A 24,381-nucleotide genomic window follows, 5' to 3' on the forward strand; every position below is an offset into this window, starting at 1 on the left:
GGCAATGGGCTCACACAGGTCAGAAGCTATAGCCGTTGGTATAACGAGCAACCCGGCTATGAACGTCGTGGTTTTCCAATAGCCGTGCGGCGCGGCGGAGCGCGGTCTTTGGCCCCGTCAACACCGCCCATAACGCCGTGCCATAGTCCTGGAGGCCCAGGTTTCGTCGATGAAGACCAGTCGCGCAGGATCGAGATCGGGCTGGGCATCGAACCAGTCCTGTCGGCGCGTCAGGATGTCGGGTCGGTCCTGCTCCGCCGCGTGAGCGGTCTTTTTTTGTCCATGTGATCCGGTGACGTGCGAAGAAACGCCACAGCGTGCCGATCGCAAAATGATGCCCATCATCAGCCAGTCGGGCACGGATCTCGGCCAATGTCAGATCGTCCTGCTCGGCGATCAGGACATGAATACGTCCTGCCTGCGCCTCGATCCGCTGTGACAGGCGGTCGCCACCGCGCGGCCTGGCGGCAGGACTTCCGTGCTCGGCCGCAAGAGCGCACCAGCGAACCGTACTTGCCGGACTGACGCCGAACCGCTCAGCCGCCTGTCGGCGAGACAGACCATCCGACACGGCCGCGACAACACGGTTACGTAAATCCAGAGACAGCGTGCGTGACGACATACAGCGCCGACCTCCATCCCGGCCGCTATCTTGAATCAGGTCACCGCCAAATTGAGAATCCTAAAACGATTCAATCAGCGCAGAAAACGCTCTAGTGCCGACATACCTCTGCCGTTGCACGGGCGACATGCCCGAGATTACCCTCATTCAAGGCAGCGATGCAGATACGACCGTCGGGGATGGCATGGATCGCATGTTCGGCGGCCAGCCGGGCAACTTGTGCACGGGTCAGGCCGGACTGGCTGAACAGACCATGCTGGCGTCCGAGGTGACCCATCCGATCGCCCATACCTTCTGCTGCGAGCGTCGACACGAGTGCATGTCGGAGGTCGATGATCCGCCCGCGCATGGTCTCGAGTTCCGCCAGCCAGTCGGCCCGCAATGCCTCATCGCCGAGAATGATTTCGACGATCCGGGCCCCGTGACCGGGCGGGATCGAATACTGCGTGCGTGCATAGGCTGCCGCGTGCGCCGCGATGCCGCGCGCCGCCGCATCATCCTGGTGCGGGATCATGAGGCAGCCGGTGCGTTCGCCATACAGCGAGAACGATTTCGAGCACGACAGCGAAAACAGCATCGCAACACCGCTGTCGCGCACCAGACGGATCGGCGCGCAATCCTGTGACCAGCCTGCGCCGAACCCGAGATAGGCCGCATCCACAAACGCGATCAGGCCGTGCGCGCGCAGGATTTCGACAATAGCCGGCCAGTCCTCCGGCGCCGGATCGACACCGGTCGGATTGTGGCAGCCAGCGTGAAGCACGACGACGCTCCCGCGTGGCAGGGCGGCGAGATCGGCCAGCATGCCTTCCCGGTCAAAGGCGGTTCCGGCGTCATCCAGGTATCGATAGCCGCGGATTGTGAAGCCCGCACGCGCGAAGATCGGCGCATGATTGGGCCAGCTCGGCGTGCTCAGGGCGACGACTGCATCGGGACCGATCGCTTCGGCCAGGAGGGTCGCGCCCATGCCGAGCGCACCGGTGCCGCCGAGCGTCTGCGCGCTGACGGGAACGGGCGTTCCCTCGCCGAAGACCAGCGCGGCAAGGTGCGCGCGCAGCGTCTCGCTGCCCAGTGCGGGGCCGTATGGCCACGGGACGCCCCCGTCCACGATACGGCGCTGGGCCTCGGACACCGCGCGCATCAGCGGAACGCGGCCGTTCGCATCGTAATACATGCCGATGCCGAGATTGACCTTGTGCGCACGCGGATCTGCGGCGAATGCCTGGTTGGACCGCAGGATCTCGTCCGGCTCCGGCGCATCGAGCGTGCCGAACAGGTGTGCATCGTTCATCGGTCGTGATCCTCCATCCGGAGGGCGGTTAGCCGATGTGATGCCCAGGCGTCCAGCGCGGCCGGATCACAAGCGCCAGCCGAAATACGGGTACATCCATCCCAGGCGGTCGGTGATCATTTTTCCCTGCGCCTCGGTGAAGGTGGAACGCCAGTCTCCGACCACGCCACGACGCAGGAAAGCGCGCGAGTCCGCCTCTCCTCGCGCCCGTCCGCCCGACTGGCGGTCGAACGCGCACGCGGCGATGCAGCCGGCCGTCGTCCCGGCATCGTCGCGAACGCCGAGGTGACGAAACAGCCGCGCCAGCTCACGCGGCGTATCGGCCGTGAGACGCTCATAGGTCACGAGCGCGCAGGTCCGCGGGTCCTGCTCCTGAAAGGCGATCAGCATGCGCGCACCATGTTCGATCGATGGCAGGGAGCGCGCGATGAGTTCGTCCTTCGCCGCCGCCTGTCGGGCCTCCGGCACACCGCGACAGAACATGTGCCAGGATGAGGCAAGAGTATCGCGCGGATCACGCGCAATCCCGATCAGCCGCGCAGTGGGAAACAACCCACGCAGACGCGGAAAGACGAAGACGTTTTCAGGCGTCTTTTCTCCTACGGCGCGGATCGCATCGGCATTGCCGCGCATCGCAATCTGGCGCTGGAACCCTAGCAGCACGCCGACGCCGATGAGCGTATCGGCGTCGAACGCGTCCGGCAGGGGGTAGCCGCCACTATGCTGGAACAGCGTTGCGTTCTTGTCCTCGATCGCGGCGCGCCGCCCGAAGACCAGCTTCTCCACAGGCTCCATCAGTTCGCGCCAGAACATTCCTTCCCCTGCACAACTGACTTCGGGATTGGCATTGAGCATCTGCTGCAGCCATGTCGTGCCGGAACGAGGCGCACCGCCGACGAAGAAAATCTGCCGCCCGGCGATTTCATGCAAAATTTCGAGACGCTGGCGCATCCCGGCGGAGGCGGGGATCACGCCGGCCGATCCATCGGGGTGGTGGCTCGGGCAGGCGCCAGGCGAATGGCGCGGGCAAGTGCGGCATCGACCGCATCGGCGCTGAAGCGGGATGTGACGTATTCTCGTGCGGCGACTGCCAGCTCGGCGCAGGCGACGGCGTCGCCATGCAGGGCCACGATCCGCTCGGCCAATGCATCGGCGCCGTCCGCGACCAGCATGCGCAGGGGTGCAGGCAGATCAAGCCCTTCCGCCCCTTCGGGCGTCATGACGCACGGAATTCCGGCGGCGAAACTCTCGATGATCTTGCCCTTGACCCCGGCGCCATAACGCAAGGGCGCTACACTCAGCCGCGTGCTGCGCCAGAGATCCGCGAGGTCGGGCACGTCCGCCATCAGGACGACATCGGGCCCTGCCAGCGCCCGCACGCGTGCGTTCATGGCGCTTCCCGCGAGCACGCAACGCAGACGGGGGGCGGCGCGCCAGACCTGCGGCATGATTGACCGCACGAGCCATTCGGCGGCGTCCATATTCGGCTCGTGCGCGTAATGTCCGAGAAAGGCTATGCCGGTTCGATCGTTCCAATCCGGCAATGCGGCACCCAGAGGCACCTCCCAAGGTACGTCTTCGATCCGCGCACCCGGCACGGTGCGCCGCAGATATGCGGCCTCATGTGAGGAATGCGTCAGCGTCGCATGTGCCTGCCATATGGCCGTGCATTCCTCCAGCCGGGCCCGACGGGCGGCAGCGCGGAGTTCGGGGCGCCCTTCAACGGCGGCCTGCCGATCCAGCCGCAGGTGGTGCAGATCCGCGACCGAGAAGATCAGGCGCGCACGCGGCATGGCCCGCCGCGCCAGCGTGAGATAAGCGCTGGCGGCGTACATGCGATGGGAATACACGACCTCCATCCCGTTCGCGTGGCGCCGCAGGACATCCTCGACGCCCCGATAGACCGGCTCACGATACTGGGTAACGCCGAGATCGCGCAGGACTTCGCTCTCGATGGCGGTTTCCGTCGCCGCCACGAAGCCGACGTCATGGCCCAGCCGCTGCAGCGACCGGATATGCGACAGCAGGGCCTGAGAACCCGCATCGCGACCGGGCACAGGCACACATTCGTCAATGACCAGAACACGAGGCCTGGGCGGCTCCACCACGGCGCCGCGCGTCCGGCGTCGGCGTCGGCTGCGCGCGCGCGTCTCACGGTCCGTCTGGACGTCGGCGATCTCCTGTCGCAGGCGCTCCTGCGCATTATTCAGCCACGCGAGCGCCGCATTGCGGGCCGACTCGTCATCCAAGGCGTCCAGCGCCGCCTCCAGTATCGCGGCGAGGGCGGCATCGAAACCGCTGGCTTTCGGAATACGGATCGGCGAGCCCGGAAGGGCCGTACCGGTGTCGGCAAAAACCGCCTCGACCAGATGGGCGCGCAACGGCGAAAGGGGACTCGCCAGTTCGATATCGAAGCCATGCCGGGCGGAGCCGATCCCCGCATGCATCAGGTCGGCGCGAAACCCGTTGGCCACCACCCGTCCGATTGGCCGGCCGTCGACATGGATCAGGATCACCGCGGGCTCGTCCCGATCGCGCAGGCGAGCCCAACCGCGAATCCTGCCCCGCTCCGCCTGATCGAGATGGCCCTGGCCCGGATCATCCGGAAGAGGATCAGCCGCCTGACGGGCCGGGAGCAGGGAGGCCGCCTGCGCGTCACGGGGCACAAACCACGGCGACCCGGCCAGGTCCGTACCGGTCAGGTCACAACAGGCCTGGATAAGGTGATGGCGCGCCGGGTCCAGTCCGGCCGGCAGCGCGATCGTGAAGCCCGAATGACCGTCTCCCAGACCGCACGCAGCCAGATCAGGGCGAAACGCCGTCGCCTCTCCATGCGCCAAGGTCATGCCGTTGCAGGCAACCCTGATCCCGACCGCTGCGCCATCGCTCTCCCACCGCGCCCAGCCGCGCACGTGCTCGCGGCCGGCTTCGTCGAGATGACCAACAGGTTGCGGGCTCTCCCGACGAACCTGACCTGCGGAGAAGGGTGCGCGAGCATCGATCATGGTCCGAAGGGCTGTCGCGTCTGCCGCGCGCTGGCCGCTGTCCGCACAAAGCGCCAACCCTTCGGCGAGATAGGTGACGCCGGGATTACCGAAGCGCAGCGCACGATAGGACGCGCCCTGCCCGCCGTGGCTGGCGATCACCGTCGGCAGCCCTGAAAGGGCATGGGCGGCTATCGCTGCTGTCGGTGACAAAGAGGCGTCTTGCGGATCGAGCAATGCCGTGTCGGGAGCCAGGAAGAGGTCCGCAGCCGGAACACCCTCCGCCAAGGCATGGGCACAGATCAGGATCGGCCAGTTTTCATCTGTCGCGTCCCACGTCTCGATCGCGTCGATCCGGACTTCTTCGCCGGATGCCGTCAGCACGACATCGCCGGGCACCAGCCGTTCGCAGGCAACACCACCGCGCGGCGTGAGAATGGCTGTACCGAAACAGACGCCGATACGCGTTATCCGACCCGACAAAAACGGTTCCGTCATGACACTTCCGGACATGCGAGGCACGAAAGCTGTTTCATGGCCTATAACGGCGTTTCACGAAAGGGTTACTCATCGCTCTGAACCGCGCATGACGTATGCACTGGTCGCACGGGTTCGACGAAATACCTTGCGCATCGACCATGAATACCAGCCAGCCGGCCGCTGTTGGTCCAGACAACCCGACGCTGCCTCTGGAGTAGCCAACAGTCCGTATCGAAGCGCGGAAGGCCATGCCGCACGCGGAACGCCCTTCGCTCCCCCGCATCCTCTCCGGTGAACGGGGCTATCCCCGCGTCCGGTGTTCCGGCATCTCCATGCGTGACTGCAGGCGCGACAGGATATGAAGAGGCCATTATTCGAAACACGACCTGATGTTTCAGCAACGGTCCAGATCGTCTGCGTTTCTGGAAACGGCGCGTTGCGCCAGAAATGCCGATTTACGGTGCTTCGCTGATGAGCCGGGCCGCCTGTTCACAAAATGAGTGCGCCAGAGGCCCCGATTGTGCAGCCGGACGCATCATAACCGGGGGAACCGATCTGGAAAGGATTGGAGCACCTCGGGCACCCGGGGTGTCGTGATCACCAGACATCCGTTACAAGCAGGTCTTTGCCAGTATTCGCAAGGCCGCCTCGGTTTGACCACGATCTCTTCCCGTTTTTCAGCGCGTCTCACCGAAACGATAGAGACCACGCTTGTTGGACTGGTGCTTTTCTATGCGGCACTCAAGTTTCATCACGTTCATGTAGGCGCAGGTTTCCCGCCACATGCGACGCCCGGTGCCGGGATCTTCGGCTGGACGGACCAGCAACGTTACCTGCGCGCGGCCCTGGCCTGGGCGCATGGCGACCTCAGGCTCTCTGAACACTGGTACCTGCCGGGCTATGTTCTGCTCGCAGCACCCTTCATTTATGTCACGCCCTCCGATCCGTTTCTCATCCCCGATCTCGTCTCCCTTCTGCTGACCGGCTGGTTCACCGCACGCCTCGCGGTGCGACTTTTTCCCGACCTTCCTTATGCGAGCCTGCTGGGCGCCCTTGCGTTTACCGTCACGTCGGTCCGGTCGTCGGATGCGCTGCTGTCATGGGTCGAGCCCTGGACCAGCACGCCGCTCGCCCCTCTCCTGCTGGCGCTCATGCTCGCAACGCTGCGCCTGGGCGACAGGGTGACGCCAGGGCGCGCCGCTCTGTGCGGCGCACTGTGGGGACTGGTGGTCATGGTACGCCCCACGGAAGCGCTTACGGCAGGCCTTCCTGCGGTCCTTGTCTGTGCTGCAATCACCTTGAGTGCGCCAGTCTCCGTTTCGGCGCGTGCACGGGTCGCGACGGCCGGAATCGGCGCTGCGCTGGCGGTGCTTGCGATCGTCGTCGTCATCCATCTGGCGATCTTCGGCTTCGCACCGAGCGAATATATGCGCCAATCCTTCGGCACAGGCTTCGAATGGCGCGCGCTCGGGATCAAATGGGTCGTGCTGGTGCTCGGCACCGACACATTCCACAGCGCGGCCGGAACGGGTCTTGCGTGGCGCTTCTGGTGGATCCTGCCGGGATTTGCCGGGATCCTCGCAAGCCTCCTGGCTACGCGGGCAGCCCTGCGACATCTGCTGGTCGGCGGCGCCGTCATGCTGCACTGGGCGATGTATCTCTGCTATCGTGACCTGCACGTGGAAGGGGTGTGGCGTTACCACAACTACCATTACTTCAAGTGGACGTTCCCGATCCTCGGGCTCTATGCCGTGGCACTCGTCTGGATGGCCTGCCGCAGGCACACCGATCGCCACGCATTCGGCGCGATGGCAGTGGTCGCGCTTTCCGCGTGCTGGCATCTGGAGGTTTCGACATTGCCGCTGGCTGAACAGACCGCGCATGTCATCGCCCCTCATCGGATCGACGTCCTGTCGGGGCTGCGTCATCCGGATCGCGCGCTGCTTATCGCGACCGATGCACCGCCGGCCGCGTCCGACGATTTCATGCCCATCTTCATGGGGCCGCATCATCTCGAGCAGGGCGGCCGCGTCTGGGCCTACAACGGTGATTTCAAGGCCTGGCCCGTGCCGGGCGGCATGGCGATCGCAAGCCTGCGTCCGCTTCCGCGCGGCACCGCGCATCTGACGCTCGCGCCCGAGGCGGCCATTGCCCCGGACCGGTGCCTCGTTCTCGTCCGGATGCGGGTCGTCTTCGGACCGCAGGCGCGCGAGCAGCCGCTGTCGTCGCTATGTCACGCAACGCCCTGAACCCTGCCGGAGGCCGCACCGACGGCTTCACGCTGATCGAAATCCTCGTCGTGCTCGCGATCATGGGCCTGATCGCGGGCATGATCATCATGCGCGGGGCGCTGCACTCGACGCGCGCCGATCTGGATGCCGCCCGGGAGGCAGCGAGCGGCGCACTCCGTCTGGCCCGCGACGACGCCCTCCTGTCCGGCATGCCGCGCACCGTCCTCCTCCTGCCGGACGGCCACACCCTCGTCGCCTCCACCACGCACGGCCTGTCACGTTTCGGCCTCGGGCGCGTTTCCGGAGCGCCGACGGGGTGGCACGGGCTGCTGCGCCCTGACGGGACGGCGCTGGTTCCAAGCCTGACCCTTGACGAAGGCGGCCAGTCGGTCAGCCTCTCGGTCGATCCACTGACCGGACGCGTCGCCCGGCGATAGCCGACATCACTCGGCCCGGTAGGCACCGCCGATCGTGCGCAAAGACCGCGACCGGACCGGGCCACCCAGAATGTGACCGACCGGGGCGAGTGCCTCGATATTGTCGCAGACGATCTTGAACACGGCGAGCATCGGCACCGACAGGAACGCGCCCGAAATGCCCCACATCCAGTCCCAGAACATCAGCGAGCCCATGACCAGCACCGGATTGAGCGTGAACCGCTTGGCCAGCAGCATCGGCGTGATGGTCTCGCCTTCCATGATGTGGATGCACAGGTAGATCAGCGGCGGTACCAGCGCATAGACGATCGAAGGGAAGCTGAAGAGACCGACAAGCAGATAGACGACGCAACCCGTCAGCGGGCCGATGATCGGTACGTAGTTGAGCAGGAACGCAAGCACGCCCCACAGCAGCGGATTGGGCATGCCGGTCAGCCAGCACTGCGCCATGTTGGCCAGACCGACCAGCAGGTTCATGATCGTGATGGTCGCGAGATAGAGCGACACGTTGTGTTCGATCTGGGTTGCGATCTGCACGATGCGACGCTTGTCGGCGAAGGTCGGCATGATCTCGACCAGACGGCGCAGGAGACTGTCGCCTTCCGTCATCAGGAAGAACAGCATCAGCAGGGTCGTGAAGAACTCGCCCATCAGGGCGCGCGTACCCAGAAGCACGGACGATCCGAGACTCGACAGATCGCGATCGCCCGAGGCGGTGGCCATCTGGCGTTCGACATGCAGCGGCGACGGACGCACACCGCCGAAAACACCTAACACACGGTCATAGGCATTGATCGCGGCCTGAATCGGCGCATGCAGAACCGCGAGCTTGGTTTGAAGAGCTGGCAGGCTCGCGGGCGCCTTGGAGAGCCAGCCCGCCGCAGGCACGGAAATCGCGGTTCCGATTCCCGCTACCATCGCGAACATGACGACGATCAGGAACAAGGCCGCAATCGGCTTGGGCAGTCGCAGACGCTGATGAAGCAACCGCATCGGGGTGACCATCAGCAGGTTGACGATGATCGCGAAAACGAACGGCAGGATGATGGCCGCGGCAAAATACAGCGAATACAGGACCGCCAGCACCGTCAGCATCAGGATGCACGCATCGCGCAGTCCGAGGCGTCCGGGTCGGACCAGCGCCTTCAGCGGCGAGCCTTCCAGTGTCGGCGGCTGACCGTCCGGCCGGTCCGAATCGATGGCCGGTTCCGGCACGACCTGGGCCGGGCCATGCGGATCGACGGCCGCGCGTTCCGGCTCGGCGGCTTCGTCGGAAGTCCGGGCCGCGGTCGCGATGGGTATGTCGACAGGGCCGGTCATGCGGGCGGAGTCACGATCCAGATAGGCAAGGATGCAGGCTTCTAGGCATGACACGAATCCGCGCGGACGGCGAGAGCGTTCACAATCCTATCGGCTGCGCGGATTTCGCCGTTGAAAGAGCGGGAAAATGAGCGTCAACTGAAATGCATCGCGGCGCGTGCTGCCGCGTTCACGGGTCCGGGCGTGACGCCCGCCCCCCTTCGATAAGGAGAACCGCCATGGCCTGGAACACACCGAAGATCACCGAAGTCCCCCTGGGCGCGGAGATCAACACCTACGTCTGCGGCGAGAAGAAGTAAGCTCGCTGCACGCACCGCGGGTCGTCGTGCCCGCGGTGCACTTCACGGCCAGGTCCGCGACCCCGGTATGCGTGCCGTGACACCTTCTGATTGCCGATAACCCTCGACAATCGACGCAGGTGCGACCAGATTTGGCGCGATGATTGACATCGCAGTCCTGGGCAGTGCCGCCGGTGGCGGTTCGCCACAATGGAATTCCAACTCTCCCGCCTGTGTCGCGGCTCGCCACGGCGAATCCCGGGCAATGTTGCGCAGCCAAGCTTCGATCGCCATGAGTGCCGACGGGGAACATTGGTTCATCCTGAACGCCTCTCCCGACCTGCGTGCCCAGATCATAGCGGAACCTGCCCTGCACCCGCGGCCGGGCTCCCTGCGTGATACGCCGATTGCCGGCGTCCTGCTGACGGGCGGCGAGGTCGATACCGTGACCGGCCTGCTGACGATGCGCGAGCGGCAGGCGTTCCGCCTTTATGCAACGCCATCGACATTCGCGCTGCTGGACCAGAACCCGATCTTCTCCGTGCTCGATCGTGATCTCGTGACGCGGGACGTCTTGCGCCTGAATGAACGGATCATGCTTCCCCTGCCTGATGGACGTCCGAGCGGGTTGTTCGCGGAAGCGTTTGCCGTACCCGGGAAGCCTCCGCTCTATGCCGAGGACGCAGCTGACCCGACGGCATCGCAGAACGAGGACGAGACGATCGGCCTTGCGATCGACGATGGCACGCGCACCCTGCTCTACGTCCCGGGCTGCGCGACCATGACGGAGGATCTTCGCGCGCGTAGTCGCCATGCGGATGCGGTGTTCTTCGACGCAACACTGTGGCGCGACGACGAGATGATCGCCGGCGGCTATGGCGCGAAGACCGGCCAGCGCATGGGGCATATGTCGGTGGCAGGGCCGGGAGGCGTGCTGGATGCGCTGAAGGACTGTACTGCGCCGGTCAGGATGCTGATCCATATCAACAACTCCAACCCGCTTCTTCTGGCAGACAGCCCGGAGCGGGCGCAGGCCGAAGCCTCGGGCTGGCGCGTCGCCGAAGACGGCATGAGGATTTCGATATGACGACTGTCCTGTCACCGGACGAACTGGAAGCGAAGCTGCGCGGCGTGGGCGCCACGCGATACCATAATCTCCATCGCTTCCACCGCGCCCTGCATGACGGCAAGCTCGACCGCACGCAGGTGCAGGCCTGGGCGCTGAACCGCTATTATTATCAGGCGCAGATCCCGGCCAAAGACGCGACCCTGCTCGCCCGCCTGCCCACACCGGAACTGCGCCGCGAATGGCGTCGCCGTATCGAGGACCATGACGGCAGCGCGCCGGGTGAAGGCGGCGTCGCACGCTGGCTGAAGCTTACCGATGGCCTGGGCCTTTCGCGCGACTACGTGACGTCACTCGAAGGTTTGTTGCCGACGACGCGGTTCGCGGTCGAAGCCTATGTGCATTTCGTGCGCGATCGCTCGATCCTGGAAGCGATCGCATCGTCCCTGACCGAGCTGTTCTCGCCCACCATCATTTCCGAGCGCGTCAGCGGCATGCTGCGGCACTACGATTTTGTCTCGGAGGAAACGCTCGCCTATTTCACGCCGCGCCTGACGCAGGCACCGCGTGATTCCGATTTCGCGCTCGACTATGTCCGCACCCATGCGACGACGGCCGAACAGCAGGCGGCCGTCGTCGCGGCACTCGAATTCAAGTGCAACGTCCTGTGGTCGATGCTGGACGCGCTCGATTACAGCTATGTGTTGGGCTACCGCGGCCCCGGCGTGTTCGCAGGCCCCGAGACACCGGGGGCATTCGCGTCATGACGGACAGCGCGGCGCCTGCAGCAGCCTCGACAGGCCAGATGATTGAAGGATCGGCCATTCCGCGCTTTACGCGCGGGCACCGCCTCCAGCACGACAAGGTGCGCAATCTGTGGCTGGTCCAGGCGCCGGAGAAGGCGTTCGTCGCCGATCCCGTGGCGGCAAGTGTCCTTCAGCGGATCGATGGTGCGCGCAGTCTCGATGCGATCATCGATGATCTGGCCAGCACCTATGATGCGCCGCGCCCGGCCATCGCTGCCGATGTGCAGGCGATGCTGTCCGGACTGATGGCCAAGAAGGTGATCGCCATATGAATGCCGTTCCGTCGCCTCGCATCCCGCCGCCGATGAGCCTTCTGGCCGAGCTGACGCATCGCTGCCCCCTCGCCTGCCCCTACTGCTCCAATCCTGTGGCGATGGATCGCAAGTCCGAGGAACTCTCGACCGCCGACTGGCTGCGCGTGCTCGACGAAGCGGCGGATCTGGGCGTGCTTCAGGCGCATTTCTCGGGCGGCGAGCCCATGGCGCGTCCAGATCTGCCAGAACTGATCGCCCATGCCGTGCAGCGCGGCCTTTATACCAATCTGATCACGTCCGGCGTGCTGATGGACGAGCGACGGTTCACAGCTCTGCGCGATGCCGGCCTCGATCATGTCCAGCTCTCGTTCCAGGACGTGGAAACGGCTGGCGCCGAACGGATCGGCCATCTGCCCGGTGCGCAGGCAAAAAAGCTCGCCGCAGCGAAGCTGATTGCCGATGACGGCATGCCGATGACGTTGAATTTCGTCGTTCATCGCGAAAATGTCGTGCGTATTCCGCAGATGATCGATCTTGCCGCCCAACTTGGGGCAGGCCGGGTCGAGATCGCACACACGCAGTATTATGGCTGGGGCCTGCGCAATCGCGCGGCGCTGCTGCCGTCGCGCGCGCAGCTCGAACAGTCGGAAGTCGACGTGGCGGCCGCGCGCGCGCGCTACGGTGACAGCCTTGCAATCGATTTCGTGACGCCGGACTATCACCTCGAGCGTCCCAAGCCATGCATGGACGGCTGGGGGCGTCGATTCCTGAACGTGACGCCCGCCGGCCGCGTCCTGCCCTGTCATGCAGCTGAGACGATCCCCGGTGTCGAATTCCCGAACCTGCGGGAACAGTCGCTCGGCGCGATCTGGAACGATTCCGCGCTGTTCAACCTTTTTCGCGGAACGGCATGGATGCCGGAGCCCTGCGCCTCATGCGACCGTCGTGAGATCGACTGGGGTGGCTGCCGCTGCCAGGCGCTTGCGCTCACGGGAAACGCCCGCAATACCGATCCGGTCTGCGGGCTCTCGCCGTTCCATGACGTCGTGCTTGAGGCACGGGAAGAAGAGCGCACGCCGGAGCTGATCTTCCGGCAGTTCGAGACCGTTCGTTGAACACGCGCCCGCAGATCGTGAACATCAACGACGGCGCGTGCGAAACGCCTGACGTGCCCGATGCATGGAAACATACATCCAGGACGCTGACCCCCGCCATGAAAGCGGCAGGACCTGGTGCCTATGGCGGTCGTCTAGGCATGCGTCTGAACCGTGTGCCGCCTGGCCGGAGTTCCTGCCCGGCCCATACGCATCTGCTGGACGACGAAATCTTCTACGTGCTCGAAGGGCGTGGCCTGTTCCGGTATGGCGATGATATCGACGAAATCGGGCCTGGCGACTGCATCTCCTGCCCGGCAGGGACGGGTATCGCGCATCAGATCGCCAACCCGTTCGAAGCAGACCTCGTGTATCTGGCGATCGGCGGCAATTCGCCCAACGAGATCTGCACCTATCCGGATAGCGGACAGATAGGGATCCGCGCTCTTGGCCGTCACGGTTACCTGACCGATGCGGAATATTTCGACGGCCAGCCAATCCCGACGCCGATGCTGAAAAACCGCCGCGCTCCGTAGATTTTCGAGACTGAGCCGCACGGCACAGAAATGCCGGGCGGTCGTCGGTCACTTTGCCAGAGCTCCATGTCAGAGTACGACATTGATCTCTCAGGCGGGTGTGAATTTACGAAATTCAGACCGTTAACCCGCTGCGGCCTTGCCGACAGACACGCCTTACGGGCTCTGAAACGTGTGCAATTCAAACGCTTCAGACCTCAGTGACGCCCTTGCCTTATCATACTGGCAAATCGACCGTTTGACCGAGCACGCAATAGGCGGCGGCCACCGGCGAACAGCCGAGGCCCGATCGTCGGATTGATGGTATCATCACCGCATGAAGCTACTTGGCAGGCTTTCAGAATCACTCGCGTCGACTTCCGATGCAACTGGAAGCCAACGACCTCGACCCATCGGAAACATGGACCTCCCTGCGCGGTGGCGAAGGCATGCGCACGGGCCGGTTGCCATCGGCCGGTGCGGGATGGCCTATTTTGCACTTCGGTGTCTCATCAAACCGCACTGGCAAAAGCAAGTCGTTCCGCGACACGCACGGATCGAATGTCATAATCGCATCAGCGAAGGCGAATGGCGCGACTCAGTCAGACTGTGCAGGATCAATCAAAACAAGCCCGCCACAGAGAGGCCGGTTCGCGATGGCGACCGCGCCCGGCCAAGACATGTAGCGTATGTCCAAGCGGCGCGACGGCCAGAGAGGCCTGTTAATGGAACAGGAGCCCTGCCCCTCCCGTCCCGGCATTTACGCCTGCGCAGATGCGCCTGACAGCGTCGCGGCGATGGCCGTGCCTTTCGGCGACCCGAGACCGGTTACCGGATCCCAGCCGGACGCCGCCTCATAACCATTGTTGCCGCCCGATGTGATGTCGTTCAGATCCTGCGTGCTGGCATACAGCACTGGCGCCACGAGGCCAGCTTTCTTGCCGCTTCGCGCATTGCACAGTGCGATCAGCGCCGCCCAGAGGGGTGCAACAGCCGACGTGCCGCCGATCACGGTCGATTGCCCGTCCACCGTGACCCGATATCCGGTCTGCGGATCGGCATTGCCCGAGACATCCGGCACACCGCGCATCGACTGCGTGTTGCCCGCCTGCCAGTTGGGTTTCGCGAACTGCGTGCTGTAACCACCGCCCGTCGCACCGCCTTCCGCACCGTCGTTCCACGCAACTTCCGGACCCGATTTCGGCAGCGACGTGCCGCCGCATGCCAGCACATGAGGCGAGGATGCAGGAAAATCCGCCGTGGGCGTGCTTGTTCCGTCATCGGCGCCACTGTCGCCGGATGCGACGCACACGGTGATGCCAAGCGCCGCGGCGCTCTGGAATGCCTGATCCATCGCCGTCATGTCCTGTGTGCTCCAGGAGCTTTCCGGACCGCCCCAGCTGATGGACATGATGTCGGGCGCGTTGGCCGTATCGTGGGTCGCGGTCGTAATGGCTTCGAGAAAGCCCGTGTTCTGGTTCGGGGCGAAGTAGACCGCGATATCGGCGGCGGGCGCCACGGACCCTGCCACCTCGATGTCGAGCTGAACCTCGCCGTCGGCGCCGTCCGGGTTGCCCTCCGGCGTGTTGGATCCGCCGGCGACCGGCACCGCGACGAGCTTGCCGGTCCGATCGACCTTGAGCGCGGAAAAATATTGAGCCATCTGCTCGGTCTTGTATCCGCCGCCAAGTTCGATCAGCGCGATGGTCTGCGCCAACGGCGTTGCATCGGCGCGGCGGAAATGCGCGCCGATGCCCGAGCTGCCGCCGGTGGTCGTGCCGGGAAAGCCGTAATGCGCTGCCACCTGCGGCGGCGTGTAGCTGGTGCCGGCCGCGCGTGGTGCGACGCCATCGGCCTTGATGCGTCGGAAATGCGTGCGCGCCACGGGCCGCTCGTCATATCCCATGACCGCCACGATCTCGGAGGCCAGTTCATGCGGCACGCTGATGCCGCCGTGACGCCCCAGGCACTGGCGTTTTCCCACTTGATAGAGCCCGATATGCTCCGGATGAAACAGTGTGCGCGCCTTCGACAGCGCCCCTGTCAGAACCACAAGCTGCGCGGGAGCGTCCGCGCGCTCGACCGTCAGACCCGCCTGTGTCGCAAGTTCCGATACGCGCTCGATGATGTCCTCGCGCGCCGCGTGACGTTCGATGTAGTCGGCGCGGCTCAGGATGGGCACCGGCTGGACGAAAGGCGTGCGCGGCTTGAGCATGACGAGAAGGCGGACCGGGTGATCGTCTCCCGGATCGCCCATGAACGTTGCATCCGGATGGGTATGTGTCAGGGCAATGTAACGGCTACCCTCGAGGATCACGAGACTTGCCGTATCTGACGCCGTCATATCGAATGCTCCCCACGATGTTCGATCTCATTCAACCGGCCAGCCGGATTTTGGTTGCGCTTCCTGCGCGCATGCGTCGCCTCCGGCTTGCGGCATCACTGCTGGCGCTCATGCCGTGCGCGGCAGAAAGTGCGACGGCAATACAGACGCCGGCGGTGCTTCCCGAAGGCCAGGGCTTCGCCCCCGTTTGGCACGGGCCGCATACTGCCCAGCTCGACCCGGCGCTCGCCCGGCTCGACAGGGCGCTTGCACGGCGCGCGGCGGCCGACGGCCTGACACGCTCGAAAAATCCGACTCCGATCGACGTGACCGAGGATCGGGCGCTGGATGACGGGATCGGCGAGGGTCTCGCGGATGACGCGCTACCGGGCACGGTTCCGGAACGCTACAGCATCTCCGTTACGGCGGCCGGCCTGGCACTCCATGCGACCGGCCCCCTGGGTACGTTGCACGCCATGAGCACGCTCGCCCTGACGGCACGAAGCGGCGGATGGGCATTCGGCACGCAGAGCGCGTGCCCGAAAGTGCGATGGCGTGCCTTGCGCGTGGATGTGACGCAGCGCTTTCTCAGTCTGACGGACGTCGAACGCCGGATCGACACGGCTGCCCTGCTGGGCCTCAACATCCTGCACCTGACCGTGGCGCGCGGGGATGTGTTTCGCGTGGAAAGCCGCCGTTATCCGAAGCTGGGTTCGGGCAGCACGATCTACACGCACGCGCAGATCCACGCCCTCATCGACTATGCGGCGGCACGTGGGCTGCATGTAGTGCCGGAAATCGACCTGTCCGGCCGATCGCCTACGCTGCTGAGCGCCTATCCTGACCTCGGCCACGACACGATTGATCTCGCCCGACCGGAAACCGCCCAGTTCCTGCTGGTGCTGTACGGCGAGATGGGCCGCCTGTTCGGCAGTCACGCGCTGGACCCGGGCATGACGCTCGGAAGCGCCCCGGAACCGGCCCGAACGGCGCTGCGCGAGCGGCTGGCGACACGCCTGAAGCGCGACGGCGGCACGATGATCGTCACCGATACGCCTCGGACGCCGTCTCACGCGGCCATCACATCCGGGGCAGATGGACTGGTTTCCCCGGGGGACGTACGGGCGGCGGATGCCATGTGGTCCGGAGGTGCGGCATCCGATGCGTCCCGCCGGGCGACCATCATCAACACGATCCTGAAGCCGGGCCCGCTGGAGTAAGGCATCGACGGGGGCACCTCGTATCGACGAAGGCACGCGACGACATCGTTCTTGCAGATCGGAGACCGTTTCATGTTGCAGTGCCGACCCGCGATGTGACGTCGCCGGTCAGCATCGGATCTGCCTCCGCAATGCGCGATGCCGACCGGGCTACAGGGCGATCCCACCATTCTGGATGAGCAGACCCCGCCATCTTCACCGCTTCCGTCAAGGCGCGGCCGGCACACGTAGATGATGAGGGCACCGTCTCCGGAAGTGTTCCCATCACTGCCGGACGCGCCGTCGATGCCCCAGCAGAATGCCTTTGTCTATTTCGAGCCTGCTGCAGACTTACGAAGCAAAAAAAGTCCGGTTCGAAACACACGAAGGCATGCCACGGACGGCGCGGGCCCCAGCCGACCAGAACGCCGGGTAACAAGCCGCAATGCGCTGCTCTCTTACCACTGTGACATCGGTTACCTGGCGTCGGCACGGAAAGACGTTACCGAACGGTCGTCATCGGAGCCGCCGACGCGCACGCGACCCGGCTGTGTTCCTGACCGCCAAACCACATCACAGGGAGCGCCTGCACAGTCGCCTTCGAAGCGACAGCGCAGATCAGCGTCAGAGACCGAGTGCCGTCAATGAAGCGTAGTCGTCGGGACGGCGATCCCCGACCCAGCGCAACCTGCGATCACTCTCCTCGATCGGCACATCGTTGATGGATGCCAGCCGCCAGCGCATCAGGCCATCGGCGGCAAATTCCCAATTCTCGTTGCCGTAGGACCGGAACCATCGCTCCTGCTCGTCATGCCATTCGTAGGCGAACCGCACCGCGATGCGGTCCTGTTGAAATGCCCAGAGTTCCTTTGCGAGACGGTAATCCTGCTCACGCGCCCATTTGCGCTCGAGGAACGCCACGATCGCCTCACGCCCCTGCAGAAACTCGCTGCGGTTCCGCCAGATGCTGTCCGGCGTGTAGGCCTGTGCGACCCGCACGGGATCGCGACTGTTCCATGCATCCTCGGCTGCCCGGACCCTGAGGCGCGCCGTCTCGTCCGTGGACGGGGGCACTGGGGGTTTCGACATCTCTTTCTCCATGCCTTCGTCAATTTTCTATCGATCAGACGAGGCTCCCGGCCGGGGGCAATACCCGTGACGACGGCGTCGCCTCGCCTGGAACGCACGCAGATGCGGCCACAGACTATTGCGCCAGACCGCTCGCCTTGCGAGACACGAAAGCAATGTCCGACACAACAGGAGCCTATCGGTGCTGGTCTATCTTATCGTGGCCATCGGAGGTGCGATCGGGACGGTCCTGCGCGCGGCTATCAGTGCCTGGGGGCCCGGCGTGTTCGGCACGTCGCTCCCCTGGGCCACGATCCTGATCAACATCACGGGTTCGTTCGTCATCGGCTATGCCGCGATGCTGACAGCGGCCGACAGCCGGTTCGCGGCAAGTCCGGAACTGCGCGCCTTCATCCTGGTCGGCCTGTGCGGCGGCTTCACCACGTTTTCGTCTTTCAGTCAGCAGACCGTCGACCTGTTGCGCGACGCCCGCCCACTTGCGGCATTTGCCAACGTGGCGATGTCGATGGTGCTGTGCTTTGCAGCAACCGCCTGTGGCTATGCCCTTGCGACGGCGACGCGCACCTCCACGCTCGCCTCCCGTCCGACCTGGATCGACGGCGAGATGGCGGTACTGACCACGCTGCATGACCCGGCCCGCGCAGCAGACACGCTCGCCCAGACCGGCCGCATTCTGGACTGGACTGGCGGCCGCGCCGAGCTTCTGGCGATCGATACCGGCGCCCTTCCCGGCGACGAGGCGCTGGAGGCCCTGGTCCGCCCCCAGAACCGCGAGGCTTTCCTCGCCGCCCGCAGCGAATGGCTCGGCCAGATGCGCGCGACGCTGGATGTCTGGATCGCGACGCAGCGCCGGACAGGGCATGATGCGCGCTGGCGCGACATCCGGGGCGACGGGCGCGCCGCCGTTCTGGAGCGCGCGCGCACGGCGCAGCTCGTGATGCTGGAAACCGGTGCCGAGATCGGGATGCATGAGCGCGTGCGCCTTGAGGCAGCCCTGCGGCGCGGTCGTCGCCCGGTGCTGCTCCTTGGTCCGGACCAGCCTGCCATCGGCCCGCGGGTCGCCCTCGCATGGACCGGCGATCTCGACACGCTCAGCTGGGCCGCCTCCTGGATCGCACGGTCAGACGATCCGGTCGCAATCCCGGTCGGAGATGCGCCTTCGACATGGCCCGCGCCGTTCACCGAAGTTCAGCCCCGATCCCTTGATCGGGTCGCGACGGTTCAGGATGCCATGATGCAGGCGGAGGCAGCCGGTGCCCGTCTTGTCATGATGCGAGCTCCACGCGACGTGCCGGCGGACTGGCTCGAGGCTGCTCCCCTTCCCGTGCTGCTTTTGCCGATCTGATCCGCCTCACGTGCATTTGACCTGACACCCCGTGCCATGAGAGACCCGCTGCATGACTGGCTCGCAAATTCAGGCCGTCCCCGGCCTTGCCCCCGATGTTGCTGCATTCTGGGTCGCCGACAGCGGCAGCGTGCAGTATGTCGTCTCATGCCCGGAGACGCGTGACTGCGTCGTGGTCGATCCCGTACTTGATTATGACGAGAAATCAGGGGCGATCGCGCATCATTCCGCAGACCGCCTTCTCGCTCACATCGCGAAGAACAATCTCCGGCTGGTCCGGATCCTCGACACGCATCCGCATGCCGACCATCTGTCGGCCGCAGCCTATCTGCACGAAAAAACCAGCGCCCCCACGGCTATCGGTGCGCGCGTGGTCGAGGTCCAGAAACTGTGGCGCGAGATCTACGACATTCCGGACTTTCCGGTCGACGGACGCCAGTGGGACCATTTGTTCGCCGACGATGAGACGTTCACGATCGGCAAGCTGTCCGGCCGGATCATGCTTTCGGCAGGCCATACGCTGTGCTCGATCACATATGTGATCGGCGATGCCGCCTTCATTCACGACACGCTGTTCATGCCCGACACGGGCGCGGCGCGCGCCGATTTCCCGGGAGGAGACGCGGGCGTGCTGTATGACAGTATCGCCGCCATCATGGCGCTGCCGGACGACACGCGCCTGTTCACGGGTCATGACTATCGCCACGGTGGCCGCGATCCGGCCTGGGAAACGACGGTCGCGCAGCAGCGCCGTGAAAATCCCTGGACGACCTACGACCGTGCCAGCTTCATCGAACACCGGCACGCACGCGATGCAGCACTTCCGATGCCGCGCCTGATCCTTCATGCCCTTCAGGTCAACATCAACGCTGGCAATCTGCCTGTCTCCGATGCGAAGGGACGCCGGTTTCTGAAGATTCCACTCAACGCGCTCGGCCCTCATCCCGATTCCTGAGCCGGGCCCGCCTCGACGGACACTGCGCGGGGAATCTGCAAAAGGCCCTGCCCGCACACGGCATTTGCGGGACTGACGCGCGTCTCACAACCATTCGTCGCTGCGCAAGACCGTCGAGCAGGAAATATCCCGCCGGGCTGCCGGGAAGAAGGTTTGGGGCACGGCGGGCAGGAACGGGTCCCGAAACGGCGATGTCCGACCCACTGCCCTGCCTGCTCGGAAACGCTATGGCCCGGCGTCCTTCAGCAGCGCCGCGAATGCGATCGCACTGGGACTGGGCACACGTTCACGATGTCGCACCAGCGCAAACCGCCGCTCCGGCAGCATGCACGGCACGACGTGAAGCAATCCGGCTTCAAGGCGCCCGGCCACGACGGACGCTGACAGGATCGTCGCCCCCGGCCCTGTCTCGACGGCACTCGCCACGGCCTCGTTGGACGGCAGTTCGAGCGCGATCCGCAAGGCCTGCGGATCGGCTCCGATCGCCCGGCTTGCTGTCTCGAACACGGCGCGCGTCCCGGATCCGGGCTCACGCAGGACCCACTCGCAGGCTGCCCAATCCGAAGGATGCGGCGGATGCGTGGCCCAGGGGTGATCAGGAGCCACGACCAGCAGCATCCGGTCTGTCGCAACCATTTGGCTCTCGAGCACCGGATCGGCGCTTTCGCCTTCGATCAGACCGATTGACGCATCGCCATCGCGCACGGCTTGGCAGACCGCGGCGGTATTGGCGATCGTCACACGGATCGCGATGCGCGGGTGACGGGCACGAAAGGCATTAAGGCGCGCCGGAAGCCAGTAACTTGCGATGGTATGACTTGCATGCACATGCAGCGTGCCCGATCCCAGCGATGCGAAATCGCTCAGGCGTTCGACGGCACTGGCAGCGCGCGCCAGAACGGCGCGTGCTTCATCCAGAAAGAGACGCCCGGCCTCCGTCAGCACGATCCGGCGGCCGACCCGGCTGAACAACGGCACACCGAATTCCGCCTCAAGCGTTGCGACCGCGTGGCTGGTGGCGGATTGCGTCAGACACAGGGCCTCCGATGCGCGGGTGACATGCTCGCGCTCGGCCACCGCCACGAAAATACGCAACTGCTCCAGTGTCATGTGCCGGTGATCCGTAGTTTTTCCGCGATCCGGTCGGCGAGCGCCGCCGCCTGCACATGAATTTCCGGCATGGCGATGGACTCGAACAGCACGCCCAGACGGGCGGGCCCCAGCGTCGCGAGCCTTGTCGCCACGGTCCCGTCACGCGCGATCAGCCAGCCTTCCGGCGTTGCGTTCAAACCCCCGCCCAGCGGACCTGGAGCAATCGCGCCCTGGTTCAGCATGGTCTGCAACAGGCGGGATCCGGCCTTCGCATAGTTGAGGCTCGGCCCCGTGCAGTTGACGACCCGCGCCGCCCGGAACTTTGCCTCCCCGTCGACGGTCCGCGCGGTGACCACGGCCATGTCGTCGTCTGCTTCGAGGCCCACGACATGCCCCGGCTGCGTGACCAGCCGCCCCGAGGCCTGATCCGCCTCGATGGCATCGGCCACGTCAGGCGCCATGCGATGACGCATGATGTCCCAGCGACGCTGGAGATGGCGGCGGAACTGCCGATGCTGAACCTCGTCCCAAGACAGCCAGATCGCATTCGTACGGCTGCGCAGCGCACTGACCAGAGCGCAGGGAGAAGCACCCGCCAGAACGGCCTTGTGAAGGGCGCGCAATGCCGCGCGTGGGCTGGTTCCGGGCTCGATATCGGGTGCTGCCGAGGGCTTCGCTCCATCGCCATGACGCGCGGGCCACCAGCCGTGACGGGAGATCCCGGTCAGGACGCCGCGATGACCATTGTCGCGCAGCCTCAGCACGACATCCACGGCGGTCAGCCCGGTACCGACCAGAATGACCGGGTCCTCCGGCCTCACATCGGCATAAAACGCGTCGTCCCAAGCATTGTGGTGATAGAGGCGGGCCGCATCGTCCGGCACGCGCACCACCGGCGCCGGATCGAAATTGCCAAGCGCGAGCACGACCTGGCGCGCGGCGACCCGGCGACCGTCCGAAAGTTCGAGGCGCGCGGCATTCCCGTCATGGTCCCACGCAATCGCCGCGGCCCGCAGATGAACGGGCTCGGCTTCGGCCGCAAGCGACGAGAGATAGCGCCCATAGACATGACGCGGCGCAAATCCCTCGGGCCGGGCCTGCGGATCACCGTTGTTCTGCAACCATTTCACGAAGTGATCGGGATCATCCGCCACGGCACTCATGCCTGCGCTGTTGACGTTGAGCAGGTGGCGCATGCAGAGCGTGCCATAGGCGAGACCGCGCCCAAGCTGCCCGGAAGGCTCGATGATCGCGGCGCGGATGCCGTAGCGGCGTGCAAGGGCATGCGCCACGCAGACGCCGCTGGCACCACCGCCCACGATCGCGATCTCCGCCTGCATCTCCGCTTTGTCCGCTGTCATCATCCTGCTCCATACCGATCAATGAACCGGCCCCGACACTGACAGGTCATGCGCTTTAACATCCAACGCATCTGTTCGGGCGAAACGTTCGCGTCAATCGAATGAACGTGACGGCTGAGGGCGGGTCAGGTGACGCAACGCGATCCCCGCCGCGATGATCCCGGACAGGGCCGCAAGAGCGAGCGACCAGCGCGGGCCCCAATGATCGGCCACGAACCCTGCAATCGGGGCGCCGACGGGCGTGCCGCCCAATGCCACGGCCAGCCGGATCGCCATGACGCGGCCCCGCATCGCCGGCGCGCTCGCAAGCTGCATGAAGCTGTTCGACGTCGTGGTCAGGGTCTGGGTCGCAACGCCGGTCGCCGCGAGAACGATCGCAAAGACGACATAGGTCGGTGCGAGGGCCGCACAGCCGCAGCCGATGCCGAACGCGGCCGCCCCGACCGCCAGCGAGGCAAAGGTCGCACGGGCCCGCCTTGCCGCCATCAGCGCACCGCAGATCGTGCCCACCGCCATGGCGGAGTTGAGCGCGCCGTAATGTGTTGCGCCGACGTGGAACACGCTGACCGCCATGGTCGCGATGTAGATCTGGAAGTTGAGCCCGAACGTGCCGATGACGAGCAGCATCAGCGTGGCCGCCCTCAGATCGTCCCGTGCCCAGACATAGCGAAAACCGTCCAGCAGACCCGATGCACCGCGCGCCGCCTGCCGACTCGCATGCAGTTCATGCACCCGCAGGAAGCGCAGGGAGACGAGAACGGCGAAGAATGACGCGCCGTTCAGCAGAAATGCCCATCCCGATCCGGTCGCCGCGATGCACAGACCAGCGACTGCCGGGCCGAGCATCCGCCCGGCGTTGAACGATGTCGAATTGAGCGCGACGGCGTTGGCGAGGTCCTCCTCGCCCACAAGGTCGGCCACAAACGTCTGTCGCACCGGCGCGTCGAATGCCGCCACCGTCCCGAACAGGAACGCGAAGACATCCACCTCCCAGAGTCGGACGACGCCCGCGACCGTCAAGAGCCCGAGACCGATTGCAAGCGCGCCCATCAAGCCCTGCGTCGTCATGAGAAGACGACGCCGGTCAAGCCGGTCGGCGGCATACCCGGTCCAAGGCAGGAACAGGATCTGCGGCGCGAACTGCAATGCCATGACGAAACCGACCGACGTCGCATCGTGATTCGACAGCTCCGTCAGCACCAGCCAGTCCTGTGCCGTGCGTTGCATCCACGTCCCGACATTGGAGACGGCAGCGCCCGCAGCCCAAATCCGGAAATTTCGACTGTGAAGGGCGCGGAACAGACGGCTCACTGGAGGGAACATGCTTTCGGGAGCGCGAGAACACCGTCGGTCGCTTCCGCTGCGCTGATTTTCCGGAAACGATGCATGAGCGTGTGATTCGGCATCGTCACATCGAAATCGGCCGCCACAGCGATGGCCAATCCGATGGTGAAATTCGGAGCGCAAGCCTCATGGAACGTGGCGTTCCACGTTTCGCTGGTCGCCACAGCTGTCGACACGATCCGAGAAACGCCGCGTGCAGCCCGATATGTGCCGCTGCCTGCGCCAGTTGCGCGCATCCGCATGAGACAATCGGACGGCATCTCGTCCAGACCGGCCGGACTGTCCGCCCGCTCGG

General features: G+C 65.1%; 20 protein-coding genes and 1 pseudogene. 11 read left to right on the top strand and 10 right to left on the bottom strand.

From position 1 onward, the window contains the following. The 4 genes and pseudogenes from B8446_RS16495 to B8446_RS00195 all read right to left on the bottom strand — a co-directional run. A pseudogene (locus B8446_RS16495) lies at positions 1–622 on the bottom strand (IS630 family transposase); the annotation flags it as partial. A gap of 91 nt (positions 623–713) precedes the next feature. After that, on the bottom strand, positions 714–1,913 hold the full coding sequence (locus B8446_RS00185; protein ID WP_048846004.1) for an aromatic amino acid transaminase: 1,200 nt from the start codon (positions 1,911–1,913) through the stop codon (positions 714–716). A gap of 66 nt (positions 1,914–1,979) precedes the next feature. Next, complete coding sequence (locus B8446_RS00190) at positions 1,980–2,885, bottom strand: sulfotransferase family protein (protein WP_148505768.1); 906 nt, start codon at positions 2,883–2,885, stop codon at positions 1,980–1,982. Continuing rightward, the gene (locus B8446_RS00195; protein WP_158507500.1) at positions 2,882–5,395 is read right to left on the bottom strand and encodes a glycosyltransferase; all 2,514 of its coding nucleotides are present in this window, start codon (positions 5,393–5,395) and stop codon (positions 2,882–2,884) included. The genes B8446_RS00190 and B8446_RS00195 overlap by 4 nt, the downstream gene beginning before the upstream one ends. A gap of 635 nt (positions 5,396–6,030) precedes the next feature. Here B8446_RS00195 and B8446_RS00200 point away from each other — a divergent pair. Both B8446_RS00200 and B8446_RS00205 read left to right on the top strand, forming a co-directional pair. After that, entirely contained in the window at positions 6,031–7,626 is a 1,596-nt protein-coding gene (locus B8446_RS00200; RefSeq protein ID WP_148505770.1) for a hypothetical protein, read from the top strand. Next, positions 7,608–8,045 carry a prepilin-type N-terminal cleavage/methylation domain-containing protein gene (locus B8446_RS00205; RefSeq protein WP_048846012.1) on the top strand — a complete coding sequence of 146 codons (438 nt, stop codon included), beginning with the start codon at positions 7,608–7,610 and terminating at the stop codon, positions 8,043–8,045. The genes B8446_RS00200 and B8446_RS00205 overlap by 19 nt, the downstream gene beginning before the upstream one ends. Before the next feature lie 6 nt (positions 8,046–8,051). Here the strand turns inward: B8446_RS00205 and B8446_RS00210 are convergent, their stop codons facing one another. Continuing rightward, on the bottom strand, positions 8,052–9,365 hold the full coding sequence (locus B8446_RS00210) for an AI-2E family transporter (RefSeq protein ID WP_053053577.1): 1,314 nt from the start codon (positions 9,363–9,365) through the stop codon (positions 8,052–8,054). A 218-nt stretch (positions 9,366–9,583) separates the two neighbouring features. Here B8446_RS00210 and pqqA point away from each other — a divergent pair, with 218 nt between their 5' ends. The 6 genes from pqqA to B8446_RS00240 all read left to right on the top strand — a co-directional run bounded on the left by pqqA (position 9,584) and on the right by B8446_RS00240 (position 13,399). Further along, the gene (gene pqqA, locus B8446_RS00215) at positions 9,584–9,664 is read left to right on the top strand and encodes a pyrroloquinoline quinone precursor peptide PqqA (RefSeq protein WP_048846013.1); all 81 of its coding nucleotides are present in this window, start codon (positions 9,584–9,586) and stop codon (positions 9,662–9,664) included. 139 nt (positions 9,665–9,803) lie between these two features. Continuing rightward, positions 9,804–10,730 (top strand): pyrroloquinoline quinone biosynthesis protein PqqB, encoded by a 927-nt coding sequence (gene pqqB, locus B8446_RS00220; RefSeq protein ID WP_048846015.1) that lies wholly within the window; start codon positions 9,804–9,806, stop codon positions 10,728–10,730. Next, entirely contained in the window at positions 10,727–11,476 is a 750-nt protein-coding gene (gene pqqC, locus B8446_RS00225) for a pyrroloquinoline-quinone synthase PqqC (protein WP_048846017.1), read from the top strand. The genes pqqB and pqqC overlap by 4 nt, the downstream gene beginning before the upstream one ends. Continuing rightward, positions 11,473–11,787 (top strand): pyrroloquinoline quinone biosynthesis peptide chaperone PqqD, encoded by a 315-nt coding sequence (gene pqqD / locus B8446_RS00230; RefSeq protein WP_048846019.1) that lies wholly within the window; start codon positions 11,473–11,475, stop codon positions 11,785–11,787. The genes pqqC and pqqD overlap by 4 nt, the downstream gene beginning before the upstream one ends. Beyond that, positions 11,784–12,884 (top strand): pyrroloquinoline quinone biosynthesis protein PqqE, encoded by a 1,101-nt coding sequence (gene pqqE, locus B8446_RS00235; protein WP_048846021.1) that lies wholly within the window; start codon positions 11,784–11,786, stop codon positions 12,882–12,884. Before pqqD ends, pqqE begins: the two co-directional genes overlap by 4 nt. Beyond that, positions 12,881–13,399, top strand: coding sequence for a cupin domain-containing protein (locus B8446_RS00240; RefSeq protein ID WP_053053578.1), 519 nt, complete (start codon positions 12,881–12,883; stop codon positions 13,397–13,399). Before pqqE ends, B8446_RS00240 begins: the two co-directional genes overlap by 4 nt. Positions 13,400–14,138: 739 nt before the next feature. On the opposite strand, the gene B8446_RS00245 is transcribed toward B8446_RS00240, so the two are convergent. Next, positions 14,139–15,722, bottom strand: a complete 1,584-nt coding sequence (locus tag B8446_RS00245) for a S53 family peptidase (RefSeq protein WP_048846023.1) — start codon at positions 15,720–15,722, stop codon at positions 14,139–14,141. Positions 15,723–15,739: 17 nt separating this feature from the next. On the opposite strand from B8446_RS00245, the gene B8446_RS00250 reads away from it, so the two are divergent. Further along, positions 15,740–16,921, top strand: coding sequence for a family 20 glycosylhydrolase (locus tag B8446_RS00250; RefSeq protein ID WP_158507501.1), 1,182 nt, complete (start codon positions 15,740–15,742; stop codon positions 16,919–16,921). A 603-nt stretch (positions 16,922–17,524) separates the two neighbouring features. Here the strand turns inward: B8446_RS00250 and B8446_RS00255 are convergent. Next, on the bottom strand, positions 17,525–17,989 hold the full coding sequence (locus B8446_RS00255) for a nuclear transport factor 2 family protein (protein WP_048846164.1): 465 nt from the start codon (positions 17,987–17,989) through the stop codon (positions 17,525–17,527). A 181-nt stretch (positions 17,990–18,170) separates the two neighbouring features. Here B8446_RS00255 and crcB point away from each other — a divergent pair, with 181 nt between their 5' ends. Both crcB and B8446_RS00265 read left to right on the top strand, forming a co-directional pair. Then, positions 18,171–19,334: a fluoride efflux transporter CrcB gene (gene crcB / locus B8446_RS00260; RefSeq protein ID WP_084711931.1), complete on the top strand. Its 1,164-nt coding sequence runs from the start codon at positions 18,171–18,173 to the stop codon at positions 19,332–19,334. Positions 19,335–19,386: 52 nt separating this feature from the next. Continuing rightward, positions 19,387–20,289, top strand: coding sequence for an MBL fold metallo-hydrolase (locus B8446_RS00265; protein WP_048846027.1), 903 nt, complete (start codon positions 19,387–19,389; stop codon positions 20,287–20,289). A gap of 225 nt (positions 20,290–20,514) precedes the next feature. Here B8446_RS00265 and B8446_RS00270 read toward each other — a convergent pair whose 3' ends face one another. The 3 genes from B8446_RS00270 to B8446_RS00280 all read right to left on the bottom strand — a co-directional run bounded on the left by B8446_RS00270 (position 20,515) and on the right by B8446_RS00280 (position 24,065). Then, positions 20,515–21,399, bottom strand: a complete 885-nt coding sequence (locus B8446_RS00270) for a LysR family transcriptional regulator (RefSeq protein ID WP_048846029.1) — start codon at positions 21,397–21,399, stop codon at positions 20,515–20,517. Beyond that, positions 21,396–22,745: an FAD/NAD(P)-binding protein gene (locus B8446_RS00275; RefSeq protein ID WP_048846031.1), complete on the bottom strand. Its 1,350-nt coding sequence runs from the start codon at positions 22,743–22,745 to the stop codon at positions 21,396–21,398. Before B8446_RS00275 ends, B8446_RS00270 begins: the two co-directional genes overlap by 4 nt. A gap of 90 nt (positions 22,746–22,835) precedes the next feature. Further along, positions 22,836–24,065 carry an MFS transporter gene (locus tag B8446_RS00280; RefSeq protein WP_048846032.1) on the bottom strand — a complete coding sequence of 410 codons (1,230 nt, stop codon included), beginning with the start codon at positions 24,063–24,065 and terminating at the stop codon, positions 22,836–22,838. Positions 24,066–24,381: the final 316 nt, after the last annotated feature.

It is taken from the genome of Tanticharoenia sakaeratensis NBRC 103193 (assembly GCF_000963885.1).
Lineage (GTDB): Bacteria > Pseudomonadota > Alphaproteobacteria > Acetobacterales > Acetobacteraceae > Tanticharoenia > Tanticharoenia sakaeratensis.

What these genes read in the sequence shown, in the direction of transcription:
- B8446_RS00185 (WP_048846004.1), bottom strand. Translation starts at nt 1,913, where the DNA reads ATGAACGATGCACACCTGTTCGGCACGCTCGATGCGCCGGAGCCGGAC.
- B8446_RS00195 (WP_158507500.1), bottom strand. Translation starts at nt 5,395, where the DNA reads ATGACGGAACCGTTTTTGTCGGGTCGGATAACGCGTATCGGCGTCTGT.
- B8446_RS00205 (WP_048846012.1), top strand. Translation starts at nt 7,608, where the DNA reads ATGTCACGCAACGCCCTGAACCCTGCCGGAGGCCGCACCGACGGCTTC.
- B8446_RS00210 (WP_053053577.1), bottom strand. Translation starts at nt 9,365, where the DNA reads ATGACCGGCCCTGTCGACATACCCATCGCGACCGCGGCCCGGACTTCC.
- pqqA (WP_048846013.1), top strand. Translation starts at nt 9,584, where the DNA reads ATGGCCTGGAACACACCGAAGATCACCGAAGTCCCCCTGGGCGCGGAG.
- pqqB (WP_048846015.1), top strand. Translation starts at nt 9,804, where the DNA reads ATGATTGACATCGCAGTCCTGGGCAGTGCCGCCGGTGGCGGTTCGCCA.
- pqqC (WP_048846017.1), top strand. Translation starts at nt 10,727, where the DNA reads ATGACGACTGTCCTGTCACCGGACGAACTGGAAGCGAAGCTGCGCGGC.
- pqqD (WP_048846019.1), top strand. Translation starts at nt 11,473, where the DNA reads ATGACGGACAGCGCGGCGCCTGCAGCAGCCTCGACAGGCCAGATGATT.
- pqqE (WP_048846021.1), top strand. Translation starts at nt 11,784, where the DNA reads ATGAATGCCGTTCCGTCGCCTCGCATCCCGCCGCCGATGAGCCTTCTG.
- B8446_RS00245 (WP_048846023.1), bottom strand. Translation starts at nt 15,722, where the DNA reads ATGACGGCGTCAGATACGGCAAGTCTCGTGATCCTCGAGGGTAGCCGT.
- B8446_RS00250 (WP_158507501.1), top strand. Translation starts at nt 15,740, where the DNA reads ATGTTCGATCTCATTCAACCGGCCAGCCGGATTTTGGTTGCGCTTCCT.
- B8446_RS00255 (WP_048846164.1), bottom strand. Translation starts at nt 17,989, where the DNA reads ATGTCGAAACCCCCAGTGCCCCCGTCCACGGACGAGACGGCGCGCCTC.
- B8446_RS00265 (WP_048846027.1), top strand. Translation starts at nt 19,387, where the DNA reads ATGACTGGCTCGCAAATTCAGGCCGTCCCCGGCCTTGCCCCCGATGTT.
- B8446_RS00270 (WP_048846029.1), bottom strand. Translation starts at nt 21,399, where the DNA reads ATGACACTGGAGCAGTTGCGTATTTTCGTGGCGGTGGCCGAGCGCGAG.
- B8446_RS00275 (WP_048846031.1), bottom strand. Translation starts at nt 22,745, where the DNA reads ATGATGACAGCGGACAAAGCGGAGATGCAGGCGGAGATCGCGATCGTG.
- B8446_RS00280 (WP_048846032.1), bottom strand. Translation starts at nt 24,065, where the DNA reads ATGTTCCCTCCAGTGAGCCGTCTGTTCCGCGCCCTTCACAGTCGAAAT.